Below are 15,553 nucleotides of genomic sequence, written 5' to 3'. Positions count from 1 at the left end.
GCGGTGACACGGCTTCTCGCCCGCGTGTGGAGGATGCTGGGCGGCCGGCTGCGGTGGCGGCTGGTGTGGCTCACGCACGCCACGTTCATGATCGGCGTCACCGGCCTGGTCCGCGACGACGAGGGCCGGCTGCTCGTGCTGCGCCACCGGCTGTGGCCGGAGCGCCGCCCCTGGGGCTTCCCCACGGGCTACGCCAAGCGGGGGGAGACGTTCGAGGAGACCGTCCGGCGCGAGGTCCGCGAGGAGACCGGCCTCGACGTGCGCGTGGGCCGGCTGCTCCGGGTGCGCAGCGGCTACGCCCTCCGCGCCGAGCTCGCCTACGAGGCCGTCCTGACGGGCGGCACCCTGAAACTGGACCCCCTGGAGATCCTGGAGGCCCGCTGGTGCCAACCCGGCGACCTCCCGGAGGGCCTCCAGCCCGCCCACAGGGAGCTGGTCGGGCTTGCTGGCACCTGAACCAGGCGCGTCATAGACTCTTTCGTGCAGGTTTTCCGCGCCAGATGGAAGATGGCGTGTCCCGACGGCGCTTTGACGAGAGGCTTGCGGTGCTCATCAAATTCCGGCTGGCCAATCATCGCTCGATCCGCGACGAGCAGGAGCTCTCCCTGGTGGCGACCGAGTTCAACGAGGGCACCGCCCGGCAGAGCGGGCTCCGGCACAAGGGGCGCGAGCTGTCGGTGGTGCCGGTGGCGGGCGTCTTCGGCGCCAACGCCTCGGGGAAGTCGAACCTGATCAGCGGCCTGCGCTTCATGCGGGACGCGGTGCGGGAGTCCTTTGCCGACTGGGCGAAGGCGCCGGAAACGGTGCCGAGGGAGCCGTTCAAGCTGGACCCCGCCTGCCGCGAGGAGACCAGTCTCTTCGAGGTGGATCTCGTCCTCGGGGACGAGCCGGTTCGCTACACCTACGGCTTCGAACTGTCCGACGAGCGCGTGGAGGCGGAGTGGCTGCACGCCTACCCGCATGGCCGGCGGAGCGTCTGGTTCGATCGCGAGGCGGCACGCCCGCAGGAGGAGGGCGGCGAGTTCGTCTTCAGGGGCAGCGGATTCAGGGGCCGCAGAGACGACCTCGTGGCCCTGACCCGTCCGAACGCCCTGTTCCTCTCGGTGGGCGCCGCGCTCAACGACCCTCAGCTGTCGGCGGTGTACGCCTGGTTCGTGAAGAGCCTCTACCGCGTCGAGCCGGAGCCGCGCCTGACGAATTTCCTCCTGGCCCGGGCCGAGCAGGACGCCGCTTACCGCCGCCGGATCGGCGGCCTGCTGGCCGCGGCCGACCTCGGGGTCACCGGCATCGACGTGGAGGCCAAGAGCGGCGAGGTCAGGCTCCTGCACCGGTCCACGGCCGGCCGCGACGTCCCGCTGGACTTCCACACCGAGGAGTCGCTGGGGACGCACGCCTGGTTCACCTTCCTCGGCCTGCTGCTGACGACCCTGGACGAGGGCTCGCTCCTCGTGGTCGACGAACTGGACGCCAGCCTGCATCCCACCCTGGCCGCCGAGGTCGTACGGATACTCCAGGACCCGGCGGCCAACCCGCGCGGTGCCCAGCTGATCTTCACGACCCACGACGCGACGTTGCTGGGCAACGCGGTTCTCGACCGGCCTCTGGGGCGGGATCAGGTCTGGCTCACGCTGAAGAAACGCTCTGGGGAGACGGAGCTGTACTCGCTGACGGAGGCGAAACCACGCAAGGAGGAGAACCTGGAGCGCGGCTATCTGCGGGGACGCTACGGCGGTGTGCCCCGGGTCACCGCTGGTGAGCTGGCTCGCGAGTTCTCCGTTCTGGAGGGCTCGTGACGAGCAGATCCGAGAGGCCGAGGCCGGAGCGTCGCCGCAGGCGCGGCCATCCCGACGACGAGCGAGGGCTGGAGCGCAAGTCGGGCACGCGGTCACGGGCGGTGCGGGTGCTGTACGTGGCCTGCGAGGGCGAATCCACGGAACCGGACTACCTCCGCTACCTCAACGAGCGGTTCGGCGAGGGCGACGGCCAGGCCGGGGCGCCGTTCCGGATCCAGCCCGTCTACCGGCGCAACGGGATGTCGCCGGCGGAGACGGTGGCGGCGGTCCGCGAGTTCGCCGCCGAGGACGAGGCTTGGGCGGTCTTCGACCGCGACGAGCACAACGACATCCCGCAGGCGGTCAAGCAGGCGGCCCGGTCGGGGGTAGAACTGGCCTTCTCGCACCCATCGTTCGATCTGTGGTTGCTCCTGCACTTCCAGCCGTTCTGCGGAGCCCAGAGCGGCCGGAGCAAGATCGTTGTCGAGAAGCTGCGGCAGGTGAAGGAGACGGACGCCTTCAAGGACTACGACAAGAAGAACGACAAGAGCCTCACAGGGGCTCGCCGCGCGGCCCTGTACGGGCTGGAAGGCAGAGCGGTCGCTCGGGCGAAAAAACTGGTGGACGCGTGTGCCCACGGCGCGTGCCGGGCGGCCCAGGCCGACACCAGCGCGGCCGATCGCGACCGGTCCATGTGCTCCACCGAGGCGTGGGCAGCCCGCTCGGGTCATGCTCCGACTGCCCGCTGCTCAGGCGAGATCCGTCGACGGACGTCTGGCGGCTGCTCGTCTCCCTGGGCATCTGCTGACCCGGCCCGTGGACCGATGAGGTCCCCGAGCCGGGTGCCGAGCGAGGTCAGGCCGCGCTGGGGGAGCCGAGTTCCAGGAGGAACAGGGCCTCGGCGGTGGCGACCTTGCGCAGTTCCTCCAGGTCGACCCGCTCGTTGGGGGCGTGGCAGCCGGCGTCCTCGTCCTCGGCGCCGAACAGCAGGATCTCCGCCGCCGGGAACTGCTTGAGCAGGGTGTTGACCAGCGGGATGGAGCCGCCGGCGCCGACGTCGCGCGGCGGGCGGCCGAAGGCGCGCTCCATCGCCCGGTTGAGCGCGGCGCGGGCGTAGCCGCCCGAGTCGGCCTGGAAGCCGGAGCCCACCGTGAAGTCGCCGAAGCCCACCTGGACGCCCCACGGGGCCACCTGGCGCATGAAGTCGACGACGGCGTTCACGGTCGTCTTCGGGTCACCGGCCGGGGGGACGCGGACCGTCACGCGGGCCCGCGCCACGGGCTGCACCGCGTTGATGGCCTGCGCCACCGTCGGCACGTCGAGGCCGGTGACGGTGATGGCGTAGGACGACCACAGGCGGTCGGCGAGCGAGCCGGAGCCCACCAGGGACACCCCGTCGAGCACCCCCGCCGTCTTCCTGAACTCCTCCTCCGACGGCCCCTGGCCGAGGAACGAGCCCCGCGGCAGCCCGGGGACGCGGATGTCGCCGTTGTCGTCGTGCAGCGCGGTCAGCATGCGCATGAGGGCGGCCAGCGCGTCGGGGGCGGCGCCGCCGGCCGAGCCGCTGTGGACGGACTCGCGCAGCGTGCGGACCTCGACGGTGAAGGCGGCCATGCCGCGCAGCGAGGTCGTCACCGCCGGGTCGCCGACGCGCGGGTTGCCGGTGTCGGCGACCACGATGGCGTCGGCGCGCAGCAGCTCGGGGTTGCGCTCGACGAACGCCTCCAGGCGCTCGCCCGCGTACTCCTCCTGGCCCTCGACGATGACCTTGATCCCGACCGGGAACCGGCCGCGGAACGCGCGCAGGGCGGCGACGTGCGACATCACGCCGGACTTGTCGTCGGCGGTGCCGCGCCCGTAGAGGCGGCCGTCGATGAGGGTCGGCTCGAACGGGGGCGTCCGCCAGGCGTTGAGGTCGCCGGCGGGCTGCACGTCGTAGTGCGCGTACAGCAGCACGGTGGGCGCGCCGGGCGGGGCGGGGGCCTCGGCGTAGACCGCCGGGTAGCTGCCCTCGACGGGGACCTGCTGCACGCGCGGCAGGCCGGCCGAGCGGAGCAGTTCCTCCGTCACCGCGGCGGCGGCGAGCACGGGCTCCTCCGGGTGCCCCGGGAATGCGACGGAGGGGATGGCGGCCAGCCGCTTGAGGTCCTCGACGGTCTGGGGCATCGAGGCGGCGACGGCGCTCTCTATCTGGTCTGGAGTCACTGGGACGCTCCCCCGGGGGTCGTTCTCGTCGAAGCTGGACAGTTTGCCACTCATTGGATCACATCCGCCCGCCTATCTGGGACGCAACCCGGTAAACGGGACGAAACGGACATGCTCCATCGCGTTAATCTACATGCGGATTTCGTTGCCGTTACATGGTGCTTCTGCGGATCTCGATTTTCCTGCACACTGCTACGACCGATTCGCTTGGCAAACGATCGGTGAGCATGCAGACTTGGGCTAGCTGAGAGACGAGGGAAGATAACGATGACGCAGCCGGAACACGACGTCCTGAAGGCCGCGCAAGACCACCTTTGGTTGCACTTCACCAGGCACAGCGCCTACGAGCAGTCCGAGATCCCGACCATCGTCCGCGGTGAGGGGTCCTACGTCTACGACATCCACGGCAAGCGCTACCTCGACGGCCTGGCCGGGCTCTTCGTCGTCCAGGTCGGCCACGGCCGCCAGGAGCTGGCCGAGGCCGCCGCCAAGCAGGCCCAGGAGCTGGCCTTCTTCCCTCTGTGGTCCTACGCCCACCCCAAGGCCGCCGAGCTGGCCGAGCGCCTGGCCGCGCAGACCCCCGGCGAGCTCAACCGCGTCTTCTTCACCACCGGCGGCGGCGAGGCCGTAGAGACCGCGTGGAAGCTCGCCAAGCAGTACTACAAGCTCGTCGGCAAGCCGCTCAAGCACAAGGTCATCAGCCGCCAGATCGCCTACCACGGCACCCCGCAGGGCGCGCTGTCGATCACCGGCATCCCCGCGTTCAAGCAGATGTTCGAGCCCCTGGTGCCCGGCTCGGTCCGCGTGCCCAACACCAACCACTACCGCGCCGACGAGATCACCGGCGTCCCGGGCATGACCCCCGAGGAGTACGGCATCTGGGCGGCCGACCGCGTGGCCCGCGCCATCGAGATGGAGGGCCCCGACACCGTGGCCGCCGTCTTCGCCGAGCCCGTGCAGAACGCCGGCGGCTGCTTCCCGCCGCCCCCCGGCTACTTCCAGCGGCTGCGCGAGATCTGCGACGAGTACGACGTCCTGCTCGTCTCCGACGAGGTCATCTGCGCCTTCGGCCGCCTCGGCACCATGTTCGGCGGACAGAAGTTCGACTACGTGCCCGACATCATCACCTGCGCCAAGGGCATGACCAGCGGCTACTCGCCCATCGGCGCGATGATCGCGCACGAGCGGCTGTTCGAGCCGTTCAAGGACGGCGACACCATGTTCGCCCACGGCTACACCTTCGGCGGCCACCCCGTCTCGGCCGCCGTCGCCCTCGCCAACCTCGACATCTTCGAGCGCGAGGACCTGCTCGGCCACGTGACCAGGAACGAGCCGCTGTTCCGCCAGACCCTCGACGACCTGCGCGACCTGCCCATCGTCGGCGACGTGCGCGGCTCCGGCTACTTCTGGGGCATCGAGCTCGTCAAGGACAAGGCCACCAAGGAGACCTTCGACGCCGCCGAGTCCGAGCGGCTGCTGCGCGGCTTCCTGTCCAAGGCGCTCTTCGACGCCGGGCTCTACTGCCGCGCCGACGACCGCGGCGACCCCGTCATCCAGCTCGCTCCCCCGCTGATCGCGGGTCCGCAGGAGTTCGAGGAGATCGGCTCCATCCTTCGTGGTGTCCTCACCGAGGCGTGGGCCCGCATCTGACACCCCTCAGCCCGGCACGACGGCGTGCCGGTACCCGAAAGGATGCACCGCCATGAAAATCGGCGTCCCTGCCGAGGTCAAGAACCACGAGTACCGCGTGGCCGTCACACCCGCAGGCGTCCACGAGCTGGTACGCAACGGCCACGACGTCATGGTGCAGAGTGGTGCTGGCCTCGGCTCGCACATCACCGACGAGGAGTACCTGTCCGCCGGCGCGAAGATCCTCGACGGCGCCGACGCCGTCTGGGGCGAGGCGGACATGGTCCTCAAGGTCAAGGAGCCGATCGCGGAGGAGTACCACCGGCTCCGCGAGGGGCTGGTGCTGTTCACCTACCTGCACCTCGCGGCCTCCCGGCCGTGCACCGACGCCCTGCTGTCGGCGGGGACGACCGGCATCGCGTACGAGACCGTCCAGGTCGGCAACGCCCTGCCGCTGCTCGCCCCGATGTCGGAGGTCGCCGGGCGGCTCGCCCCGCAGGTGGGCGCGTACAACCTCATGCGCTTCAACGGCGGGCGCGGCATCCTGCCGGGCGGCGTGCCCGGCGTGGCCCCGGCCAAGGTCGTCGTCATCGGCGGCGGCGTGTCCGGGCTGAACGCCGCCCAGATCGCGGTCGGCATGGGCGCCGAGGTCACCGTCCTCGACACCAACATCGACCGGCTCCGCCAGATCGACGCCGTCTACCAGGGCCGGCTGAAGACCCTCGTCTCCACCCGGTACGCCATCGAGCAGGAGGTCCTCCAGGCCGACCTGGTGATCGGCGCGGTGCTGATCCCCGGCGCCAAGGCCCCGACGCTGGTCTCCAACGACCTGGTCAGCCGCATGAAGCCGGGATCGGTGCTGGTGGACATCGCCATCGACCAGGGCGGCTGCTTCGAGGACTCGAGGCCGACCACGCACGCCGAGCCGACGTACCAGGTGCACGGGTCGGTCTTCTACTGCGTGGCCAACATGCCGGGCTCGGTGGCCCACACCTCCACCCACGCCCTGACCAACGCGACCCTGCCGTACGCCGTCAAGCTGGCCAACCTCGGCTGGCGCGAGGCGCTGCGGGCCGACCAGGCGCTCGCCGCCGGCCTCAACACGCACGCCGGCCTGCTGACCAACCAGCCGGTCGCCGAGGCGCTCGGCCTGGCCTACACGCCGCTCTCCGAGGTGCTGTAGGGCTCACTCCAGCCCGAGCCGCCCGCGCAGGTCGCGGGCGGTGGCGAGGACGTGCTGGATCTCCGCCGGGCTCGGCCACGGCGCCGCGCCCGGCCGCAGCAGCGTGCCGCGCACCGACGCCAGGTGCTCGATCGAGCTGCGGTGCGCCGCGGTGCGCCGCACCAGCCAGCTCACCACGTCGGAATGGTCGTGCAGCGGCCGGGTCATGAGGTCCCAGGTGGCGAGGATCTCGGTCAGCTCGGCCGCGTCGAGCGCCTCGCCGCCCCGCCGCCCGGTCGTGAGGGCGGCCAGCTCCGCCCGCGCGGCCAGCTCCGGCTCGGCGGGGCGGGCCCAGACGGGCGGCGGCGGGTCGGACAGCCACTGGTGCGCCTCGACCTGCTCCCCGGAGGCCGTCAGCAGCCCGCCCAGCTCGACCGCCGCCTCGCGGTGGCCGGCCTGCGCCGCCTGCCTGAACCAGTGGCGGCCGCCGGCCAGGTCGCCGAACTCGGCGATGAGCAGCAGGCCGTAGGTGAAGGCGGCCTCGGCGTCGCCGCCCGCCGCCGCCCGCCCGAACCAGTGGCCGGCCGAGGCGGTGTCGCCCAGCTCCACGCAGACGAACCCGGCCATGCGCTGGTCCTCGGCCCGGCCGGCGTTCGCGGCCCGTTCGTACCAGGCCCGCGCGGTGCGGAGGTCGCCGCGGGACAGCGCGATGCCGCCGAGCCAGGAGGCCGCGCCCGGATGCTCGCTCCGCGCGGCCAGCCGGTAGTAGGCCTCGGCGCCCTCGGGGTCGCGCTCCGCGTCGAGGTAGAGGCCCATGCAGTAGGCCGACTCGACGTGCCCGCCCCGCGCGGCCGACTCCCACCAGTGCACGGTCTCCTCGTCCTCGCCCGCCGCGTACGCCAGGAAGCCGAGGTCGTGGGCGGAGGCCGTGTCGCCGGCCGCCGCCGCCCTGCGGTGCCACTCGCGCGCCGCGGCCTGCTCGCCGGCGTCCTCGCAGACCAGCGCCAGGCGGCGGGCGGCCACGCGGGAGCCGGCCCTCGCGGCGCGCTCGAACCAGCGCCGGGCGGTCTCGACGTCGCCGCGCTGCTCCAGCAGCAGCGTCGCCAGGTTGGCGGCGGCCTCGGCGTCGCCGGCGAGGGCGGCGGCCTCGTACCAGGTGAGCGCCTCCACCAGGCTGCCGTGCTTCTCGTGCCAGATGCCGAGGTTGAAGGCGCTGTCGACGTTGCCGCCCGCGGCGGCCAGCTCCCACCAGTGCTTGGCGGACACGCGGTCGCCGTGCTGGGCGTAGAGCTTGCCGAGCCGGTGCGCGGCCTGCGGGTCGCCCGTGCACGCGGCGGTCAGCAGCTCGGGCTCCTCGCCCATCCGCGGCGCCGGTACGGCGGGCGCCGCCACCTCTCCTTGCCAGGCCATAGGCCACAGGGTGGCACGTGATCGCCCGATCGCGAACCGTAATCGCCGACAACGCGCGGCTGGTGTCACCGGAAGTCGAGAAAACCGGTGAACATGCCCATGCCGCAGGCGTAGCGGAGCCTGCCGGGCGGCTGCGGCGGCAGGTGGACGGTGGCGGGGAGCGCGACGTCGCGCCCGGCGATGACGACGGTGCCGGTGCAGCCCGGCTCGGCCACCCTGAAGTCGACCTCGACCGGCACGCCCGCCGGGAGCGTCACCGTGAACGGCCGGTAACCGGTGCGCGTGGCCCACACGGTCACGGTGGCGGAACCCACGGCGGAGCTCGCCTCCGGCGCGGCGGCGGGCAGCCAGCCCGCCAGGTTGAGCCCGGTCCCGGCGGTCCACAGCCCGGCGGCGATCGCGACCACCCCGGCGACCCTGGACAGCCGGGTGCGGGAGACGCGCCGCAGGACGTAGCCGAGCAGCGCGAACGCGGGCGCGCTGCCGAGCACGAACCCCGCCATCGCCGCCGCGCCGGCCGGCGGCGAGCCGCTGGAGACGGCGATCATCTCCACGCCGAGCGTCATCCCGCACGGCACGAGGATCGTGGCCGCGCCGAGCAGCGGCGCCTTGAACCGGGGGACCTCGCCCGCTTCCTGGGCGGCGCAGTGCCCGCGCCGCAACATCCGGACCGCGAACCCGACCACCACGGCGCCCGCCGCGACGAGCAGCGCCGCGCGGGCCGGCGGCGGCAGGCTGACGGCCGAGCCGAGCAGCCCGAGCAGCGCCCCTGCCACGGTGTACGAGGCCAGCCGCCCGGCCAGGAACCACCCGACCGCGGCCCGGTCACCGCCCCGGCCGACCAGGCCCACGAGCAGGCCGCCCTGGGTGGCGGCGCACGTCGCGGTGCCCGCCACCAGACCCGCGGCCACTCCACCGGCGAGCAGGGCGGCGGCGGCCTGGGCGCTCATACCCCGTACGGTAGACCGGCCCGGCGGACGCGGCCAGTGACAGATGTCGTACGGTTCGTGACGTTTAAGGGCTGCGTGCCTCGATGAGGAACCGGGCGGAATGGGCGACGAACGGACCTTCGGCCTCGATGCGGTCGTGCAGGGCGCGCAGCTCGTTCGCGTACCGCTCGGGCGAGAAGCCCGGCACGATCCAGATCACCTTGCGCAGGAAGTAGATCACCGCGCCGATGTCGCGGAACTCCATGCGCAGCCGTTCGCTCCGCAGGTCGACGACCTCCAGGCCGGCGGCCTCGGCCTCCTCCCTGGCCCGCGCCGGCTCGCGCGTCCAGCTGCCGTACGGGCCGAGGAACCACTCGGCCAGCTCCCCGGCCGTGCGCGGCCCGACCTGCTGGGAGAAGAAGGACCCGCCGGGGCGCAGCACCCGGGCGATCTCCGCCCACTGCGTGTGCACCGGATGCCGGCTGGTCACCAGGTCGAAGAGGCCGTCGGCGAACGGCAGGCGCGGGCCGTCGTCGGCGGCGGCCACCACCCTGACCCCGCGCGGGCGCAGCCGGGAGTCGGCCAGCTTCAGGTTGGGCGGCCAGGACTCGGTGGCCACGGTCACCGGCGGCAGCGTCGGCACCCCGGCCAGCACCTCGCCGCCGCCGGTCTGCAGGTCGAGCGCGGCCCGCGCGGCCGCCATCCGCCCGGCGAGCAGGCGGGAGTAGCCCCAGGAAGGTCGTTCCTCGGTGGCCCGGCCGTCGAGCCAGGAGAAGTCCCAGCCGTCCACGGAGACCGTGCTCGCCTCGTGGACGAGATCGTCATAGGAGCGCCGCATCCTCCGACCATGGCCTGCGGCGGCCCCGTGGATCAACCGATTTCACAGCCACCCGGGCCGCACCAGGCCCGACTCGTAGGCGATGACGACGAGCTGCGCCCGGTCGCGGGCGTGCAGCTTCATCATCGTCCGGCTCACGTGGGTCTTCGCCGTGGCCGGCGACATGAAGAGCTTGGCGGCGATCTCGTCGTTCGTCATGCCGGTGCCGACCAGGGCCAGCACCTCCCGCTCGCGCTCGGTGAGCTGGTCGAGGCCGCCGGCGGCGACCGGCTCCTTGGCGCGGCTGGCGTACTCGGCGATCAGGCGGCGGGTCACGCTGGGCGACAGCAGCGCCTCACCGGCCGCGACCACGCGGACGGCCTGGATGAGCTCGGCGGGCTCGGTGTCCTTGACCAGGAAGCCGCTGGCGCCGCTGCGCAGGGCCTCGAAGACGTACTCGTCCAGCTCGAAGGTGGTCAGGATGATGATCCGCGGCCCCTCGGGCATCTGGCGGGTGGCGGTCAGGCCGTCGGTGCCGGGCATCCGGATGTCCATGAGGACCACGTCGGGACCGTGCCGCTCCGACAGCCGCACCGCCTCGGCCCCGTCGCCGGCCTCGGCCACCACGGTCATGTCCGGCTGGGCGTCGAGCAGCGCCTTGAAGCCCGCGCGGACCAGCGCCTGGTCGTCGGCCAGCAGCACCTTGATCATGGGGTCGTCTCCTCGGGTAGGGGCAGCCGGGCCTCCACCTGGAAGCCCGTTCCTGCGGGGGCGGCGACGAGCGAGCCGCCGAGCGCGGCGGCCCGCTCGCGCATGCCGGGGATGCCGTTGCCGCTGCCCTCGCCGGACAGGACGGCCGGCGCGGTCGCGCCGGTGTCGGTCACCCGGATGACCAGCTCGCGCTCGCCGTACTCCAGGCGCACGGTGACCGCCGAGCCGGGGGCGTGGCGGGCGGCGTTCGTCAGCGACTCCTGCACGATCCGGTACGCGGCCCGTTCCACCGCCGGCGGCAGCGAGCGCGAGCCGGCCCGCTCCAGCTCCACCTCCAGCCCGGAACGTCCGATCAGCTCCTCCAGCCGGTCGAGCCCGGCCGTGGGGGAGCGCGGCGCGCCCTCGCGCAGCACGTCCAGCACCCCGCGCATCTCGCCCAGCACCTCCTTGGAGGCGGTCTTGATGGTGGCGAGGGCCGTCCTGGCCTGCTCCGGATGGTCGTCGATGAGGTGCAGCGCGGTCGCGGCCTGCACGTGGATGAGCGAGATGTTGTGCGCCAGCACGTCGTGCAGCTCCTGCGCCATGACCAGCCGCTCCTCGCTGGCCTGGCGCCGGCTCTCCTCCTCGGCCGCCCGCTGCTGCTGGGCGCGGCGCTCGCGGGCGATCCTGACCAGCTCGGCCGCGACCATCGTGAGCAGGATGAACGAGGAGACCGCGAGGTCGTGGAAGAGCCCCCGCTGCGGCTGGCTCGTCGTCCACGCGTAGGCGATGAAGGCCGCGAGCGACGCCCCGGCGAGGATCCACGCGGCCGGCCTGCGCCCCCGACCGACGAGCTGGAACAGCATGACGATCGGCGAGATGAACACCCCGCCGTAGGGGTAGCCGCCCCCGATGTAGAGAAAGGTGGCCGCGAACGTGACCACGGCCGTGGGGACCGGGTATCTGCGGTGCAACGCGATCATCAGCGGTCCGACCAGCAGCAGCGCGTACGCCCACGGGTCGAGCGGCGCCCTGAACGCGCGCTGCCCGTAGGACGCCCCCTGCGACAGCACGACCTGGAAGACGGCCGTGATGAGGGCGAGGTAAGGGGCGAAACCGGACTTCGAACGCACGCCCCAACGCTAGACGACCGCTCTGACCTGCGCATCACCCCGCAGTCGCAGGGGGCCCTACCGCGACGGGCGTAGCTGGTGTTACGTGGGGAACATGCGTCCAGTGCTCCTTCCTGCAGCAGCAGTCCTCATCGCGTTCGTCCCGGCCGCCCCCGCCGTGGCCGCGCCCGCCGAGCCTCAGCAGAAGGTTCCGGTCGCCACGGGGTACGGCGGCGCCGTCGCCACCGTCGACCTCGACGCGACCAAGGCCGCCATCTCCGTGCTGCGGAGAGGCGGCAACGCCGTGGACGCGGCCGTGGCGGCCGGGGCGGTCCTGGGCGTCACGGAGCCGTACTCGGCCGGGCCGACCGGCGGCGGCTTCCTGGTCTACTACGACGCCGCCCGCCGCAAGGTCCACACCATCGACGGCCGGGAGACGGCGCCGAAGGCGATGACCGCCAGCTCGTTCGAGGGCATCCCGTTCGAGGAGGGCGTCACCAGCGGCCTGTCGGCGGGCGTGCCCGGCACCGTCGCCACCTGGGACCTCGCCCTGCGTCGCTTCGGCACGCTCTCGCTCCGGCAGGCGCTCCAGCCCGCGATCGAGGTGGCCTCCAAGGGCTTCGTCGTGGACCAGACCTTCTACGACCAGACCGCCGCCAACGCCGCCCGCTTCAAGGACTTCACCTCCACCGCCAAGCTCTACCTGCCGAACGGCGCGCCGCCGCCCGTCGGCTCGGTCTTCCGCAACCCCGAGCTCGCCGAGACCTACCGTGAGCTGGGCAGGCGCGGCCCCGGCTGGCTGTACGGCGGCCGGTTCGGCGCGGAGATCGTGGCCACCGTCAAGCGCCCGCCGGTCACCCCCGGCAGCACCCGCAACGTCCGGCCGGGGCTGATGGAGCTGTCGGACCTGACCGCCTACCGGGCCCTGCTCCGCGAGCCCACCAAGGTCTCGTACAAGGGCCTCGACGTGTACGGGATGGCGCCGCCGTCCTCCGGCGGCTCCACCGTCGGCGAGGCGCTCAACATCCTGCAGGCCCTGCCGCACGTGGGCGTGCACGAGTACCTGGAGGCGTCGAAACTGGCGTTCGCCGACCGCAACGCCTACGTCGGCGACATTCCGGGCGTGCCGCTGAAGGAGCTGCTGTCCGACGGCTTCGCCAAGGAGCGCGCCTGCCTGATCGGCGACCAGGCGCTCACCGCCCCTGTCGCGCCCGGGAACCCGGACGGCTCGTACGGCCCCTGCGCCCAGCCCACCGGCACCGCGAGCCCGACCGCGAAGGAGGGCCCCGAGACCACGCACCTCGTCGTGGCCGACCGATGGGGCAACGTCGTCGCCTACAACCTCACCATCGAGTCCACCGGCGGCAACGGCATCGTCGTGCCGGGCCGCGGCGTGCTGCTCAACAACGAGCTGACCGACTTCACCTTCGGCCCCGCCCCCGGCGACCCCAACCTGCCCGGCCCCGGCAAGCGGCCCCGCTCGTCGATGGCGCCCACGGTGGTGCTCAAGGGCGGCAAGCCGGTGCTGGCGCTCGGCTCGCCCGGCGGTTCGACGATCATCACGACCGTGCTGCAGATCCTGCTCAACCGGTACGACTTCGGCATGGACCTGCCGGCCGCGCTCGCCGCGCCCCGCGCCACCCAGCGCAACACCGCGCAGACGCAGGCCGAGCAGGCGTTCCTCGACGCCTACCGCGCCGAGCTTGAGGCCCGCGGGCACCAGCTCGTCCTCAACCCGGAGATCGGCGCGGCCACGGGGCTGGAGTTCCTCGGGCGGGACAAGGTCCAGGCCGTGGCCGAGCCGAGCCGGCGCGGCGGCGGCAGCGCGATGGTGGTCCGGTCCAGATGATCGATTCCTAGGGGCTGTCGGCGCTGCTCGGCTTCACCTCCGAGCGGCGCCGGCTGCGCTGGCTGTCGCCAGTGGGACGAATGTTCGAGCCGGTGTTCGCCGGTGCGAGACCGGCCAGAACGGTATCGACGATGATGCTGATGTGATCCGCGTCGGGAGTCCGCTGACGTATCAGCCAGTGGTAGTAGGCAGGGCCGTAGAGCAGCTCGATGACGAGGTCAGGAGCGAGCTCAGGGCGGATCTGGCCTCGGCGTTGCGCGCTCTGGATGCGCTGGGTGGCGGCGCTTGTGAGGTGGCTGATGAGGCGGTCCCACAGGGCGCGCGCGAGTTCGGGATCCTGCTGCGCCTCACCGATCAGGGCGGCGTAGTGAGGGCCGGTGTCCGGGCGGAAGACGGTGCTGGTGGCAGCCATGATCTGCGTCTTGAAGTCGGCGGCCACATCTCCGGTGTCGGGGAAGGAGGCGTCCACGGCCATGGCGGACAACAGCCCGTCCAGCAGAACGGCGGATTTGGAGGGCCACCACCGATAGATGGTGTTCTTTCCGACCCCGGCGCGGGCGGCGATGCCTTCGATGCTCAGCTTCCGGTAGCCGACCTCCCGGCACAGCTCCAGGGCGGCTCGGACGATGGCTTTGGCTGATTCCTCGTTGCGGCGTTCGGGGCGTCGGGTCGGCATGCCCTCAGCATAACCGCCAGGCGGCACGGATCGTTCCGTGTTGACTCGTGAGGGCGGCTGCCACATACTCAAGGCGGAACGGATCGTTTCGCATCGCCTCGGGCGGGTCAGCCAGCATGTCTGGCACCTGTCAAGCGCTCCAAGCAATCCAGCGAGAAAGAGGGATACCCATGTCAGACAGCATCACCACGATCGCCGCGTCCGTGGTGCAACGGAACGGTCAGGCAGTGAACACCGACGATCTGACACCACTGGCCTTCGCGGGCTATGCCCACTTCACCGCCATGCAGGTGCGGGAGGGCAAGGTTCGAGGTCTTGACCTGCACCTGGAGCGGCTGCGCTTCGCCTCGGTCGCGTTGTTCGGACAGGCGCTGCCCGACGATCGGGTGCGGTCCCATCTGCGAACGGCGCTGGAGGCGGCACCGGCCGATCTCTCACTGACGGCCACGGTGTATTCGCCGGCGGGTGAGTTCACGGTGGCCGGCGCCGATGTGGAACCCGAGGTGCTGATCCGTACGGGCCCGGCCGCGTCCGGCCCGCAGGGACCGTTGACCTTGACCACGGTCGAGTACGAACGAGTCCTCCCCGCTGTGAAGCACGTCGGCGAGGTCGCGAAGACGTACTTCCTTCGCGAGGCCGTGGCGCAAGGCTTCGATGACGCCGCCTTCGTGGACCGCCGCGGCAGACTCAGCGAGGCGTCGATCTGGAATCTGGCCTTCTGGGACGGCTCCGCCGTGGTGTGGCCCATCGCCGAGATGCTGACCGGGACCACCATGAGCATCGTCCGCCGGCAGTTGAGCCACCTCGGGATTCCCCAGCGCGACCAGGAGGTCAGGCCGACGGACCTGCCGTCGATGGCCGGAGCTGTGGTCATGAACTCGTGGACTCCGGGAGTGGCCGTTCACCGCATCGGCTCAACGGCGTTGCCTGAAGCGCCGTCCTTTGTGGAGTTGCTTCACCGCGCCTACAAGAACGAACCACTCACCTCGCCGTAAAGCCGGTTCAGTCGGCCGGGCGTCCGGCCGAAGCCGGCGACCCTGGCTCGATGGCTGCCCGGCCGGGCAGCCGCCAGGCGCTGGCCTCCGCCACCGTCGCCCGCGAGCTCATGCCCTGCTTCGTCGGCGACGGCACCGAGCTCCAGGCCTGCGTTCTCGACCACCTCAGAACCTGAACCGGCCGCCACTCTGGCCGGCCCTCTAAGGAGAAGTGGGTACGCGCCTGTGAGGATCATCAGGCCACCGAGCAGCGCGGCCGCGTGAATGCTCTCGCCGAGTGGGGGACGCCGCCGGTGTCAGACTTCTC

14 protein-coding genes and 1 pseudogene are annotated in these 15,553 nt (G+C 72.0%); 8 read left to right on the top strand and 7 right to left on the bottom strand.

Translation table 11 applies throughout. The features are described 5' to 3' along the window. The first annotated feature begins 3 nt into the window (after positions 1 to 3). From ABD292_RS21795 to ABD292_RS49000, 3 genes and pseudogenes are all read left to right on the top strand, one after another. Entirely contained in the window at positions 4 to 456 is a 453-nt protein-coding gene (locus tag ABD292_RS21795; RefSeq protein WP_344210009.1) for an NUDIX domain-containing protein, read from the top strand. A gap of 89 nt (positions 457 to 545) precedes the next feature. Further along, a complete protein-coding gene (locus ABD292_RS21790) occupies positions 546 to 1,793 on the top strand; it encodes an AAA family ATPase (RefSeq protein ID WP_344210007.1) in 1,248 nt (415 codons plus the stop codon). Then, a pseudogene (locus tag ABD292_RS49000) lies at positions 1,790 to 2,389 on the top strand (RloB family protein); the annotation flags it as partial. The gene ABD292_RS21790 and the pseudogene ABD292_RS49000, both read left to right, overlap by 4 nt. 238 nt (positions 2,390 to 2,627) lie before the next feature. Here the strand turns inward: ABD292_RS49000 and ABD292_RS21785 are convergent. Then, complete coding sequence (locus ABD292_RS21785; protein ID WP_344210005.1) at positions 2,628 to 3,977, bottom strand: M20/M25/M40 family metallo-hydrolase; 1,350 nt, start codon at positions 3,975 to 3,977, stop codon at positions 2,628 to 2,630. A 267-nt stretch (positions 3,978 to 4,244) separates the two neighbouring features. Between ABD292_RS21785 and ABD292_RS21780 the strand changes: the two genes are divergently transcribed. Continuing rightward, complete coding sequence (locus tag ABD292_RS21780) at positions 4,245 to 5,627, top strand: aspartate aminotransferase family protein (protein ID WP_344210003.1); 1,383 nt, start codon at positions 4,245 to 4,247, stop codon at positions 5,625 to 5,627. A 52-nt stretch (positions 5,628 to 5,679) separates the two neighbouring features. Further along, a complete protein-coding gene (gene ald, locus ABD292_RS21775) occupies positions 5,680 to 6,789 on the top strand; it encodes an alanine dehydrogenase (protein ID WP_344210001.1) in 1,110 nt (369 codons plus the stop codon). Between the two features lie 3 nt (positions 6,790 to 6,792). On the opposite strand, the gene ABD292_RS21770 is transcribed toward ald, so the two are convergent. From ABD292_RS21770 to ABD292_RS21750, 5 genes are all read right to left on the bottom strand, one after another. Continuing rightward, complete coding sequence (locus ABD292_RS21770) at positions 6,793 to 8,178, bottom strand: tetratricopeptide repeat protein (RefSeq protein WP_344209999.1); 1,386 nt, start codon at positions 8,176 to 8,178, stop codon at positions 6,793 to 6,795. A 65-nt stretch (positions 8,179 to 8,243) separates the two neighbouring features. Then, positions 8,244 to 9,128, bottom strand: coding sequence for an urease accessory protein UreH domain-containing protein (locus ABD292_RS21765; RefSeq protein WP_344209997.1), 885 nt, complete (start codon positions 9,126 to 9,128; stop codon positions 8,244 to 8,246). Positions 9,129 to 9,192: 64 nt separating this feature from the next. After that, positions 9,193 to 9,945: a class I SAM-dependent methyltransferase gene (locus tag ABD292_RS21760; protein WP_344209995.1), complete on the bottom strand. Its 753-nt coding sequence runs from the start codon at positions 9,943 to 9,945 to the stop codon at positions 9,193 to 9,195. 42 nt (positions 9,946 to 9,987) lie between these two features. Further along, positions 9,988 to 10,635 (bottom strand): response regulator transcription factor, encoded by a 648-nt coding sequence (locus ABD292_RS21755; protein ID WP_329584486.1) that lies wholly within the window; start codon positions 10,633 to 10,635, stop codon positions 9,988 to 9,990. Beyond that, positions 10,632 to 11,747: a sensor histidine kinase gene (locus ABD292_RS21750; RefSeq protein ID WP_344209992.1), complete on the bottom strand. Its 1,116-nt coding sequence runs from the start codon at positions 11,745 to 11,747 to the stop codon at positions 10,632 to 10,634. The genes ABD292_RS21755 and ABD292_RS21750 overlap by 4 nt, the downstream gene beginning before the upstream one ends. 94 nt (positions 11,748 to 11,841) lie before the next feature. Between ABD292_RS21750 and ABD292_RS21745 the strand changes: the two genes are divergently transcribed. Next, positions 11,842 to 13,575, top strand: a complete 1,734-nt coding sequence (locus ABD292_RS21745) for a gamma-glutamyltransferase family protein (protein ID WP_344209990.1) — start codon at positions 11,842 to 11,844, stop codon at positions 13,573 to 13,575. Positions 13,576 to 13,582: 7 nt separating this feature from the next. Here the strand turns inward: ABD292_RS21745 and ABD292_RS21740 are convergent, their stop codons facing one another. After that, positions 13,583 to 14,251, bottom strand: coding sequence for a TetR/AcrR family transcriptional regulator (locus ABD292_RS21740; protein WP_344209988.1), 669 nt, complete (start codon positions 14,249 to 14,251; stop codon positions 13,583 to 13,585). Between the two features lie 170 nt (positions 14,252 to 14,421). On the opposite strand from ABD292_RS21740, the gene ABD292_RS21735 reads away from it, so the two are divergent. Both ABD292_RS21735 and ABD292_RS21730 read left to right on the top strand, forming a co-directional pair. After that, positions 14,422 to 15,246 carry an aminotransferase class IV family protein gene (locus ABD292_RS21735; RefSeq protein WP_344209986.1) on the top strand — a complete coding sequence of 275 codons (825 nt, stop codon included), beginning with the start codon at positions 14,422 to 14,424 and terminating at the stop codon, positions 15,244 to 15,246. Between the two features lie 50 nt (positions 15,247 to 15,296). Next, on the top strand, positions 15,297 to 15,422 hold the full coding sequence (locus ABD292_RS21730) for a hypothetical protein (RefSeq protein WP_344209984.1): 126 nt from the start codon (positions 15,297 to 15,299) through the stop codon (positions 15,420 to 15,422). Positions 15,423 to 15,553: the final 131 nt, after the last annotated feature.

Source organism: Nonomuraea bangladeshensis (assembly GCF_039529455.1).
Taxonomy (GTDB): Bacteria; Actinomycetota; Actinomycetes; order Streptosporangiales; family Streptosporangiaceae; genus Nonomuraea; species Nonomuraea bangladeshensis.
The sequence above is the reverse complement of the archived record's forward strand: the minus strand, read 5'-3'. Positions and strand labels throughout refer to the sequence as shown.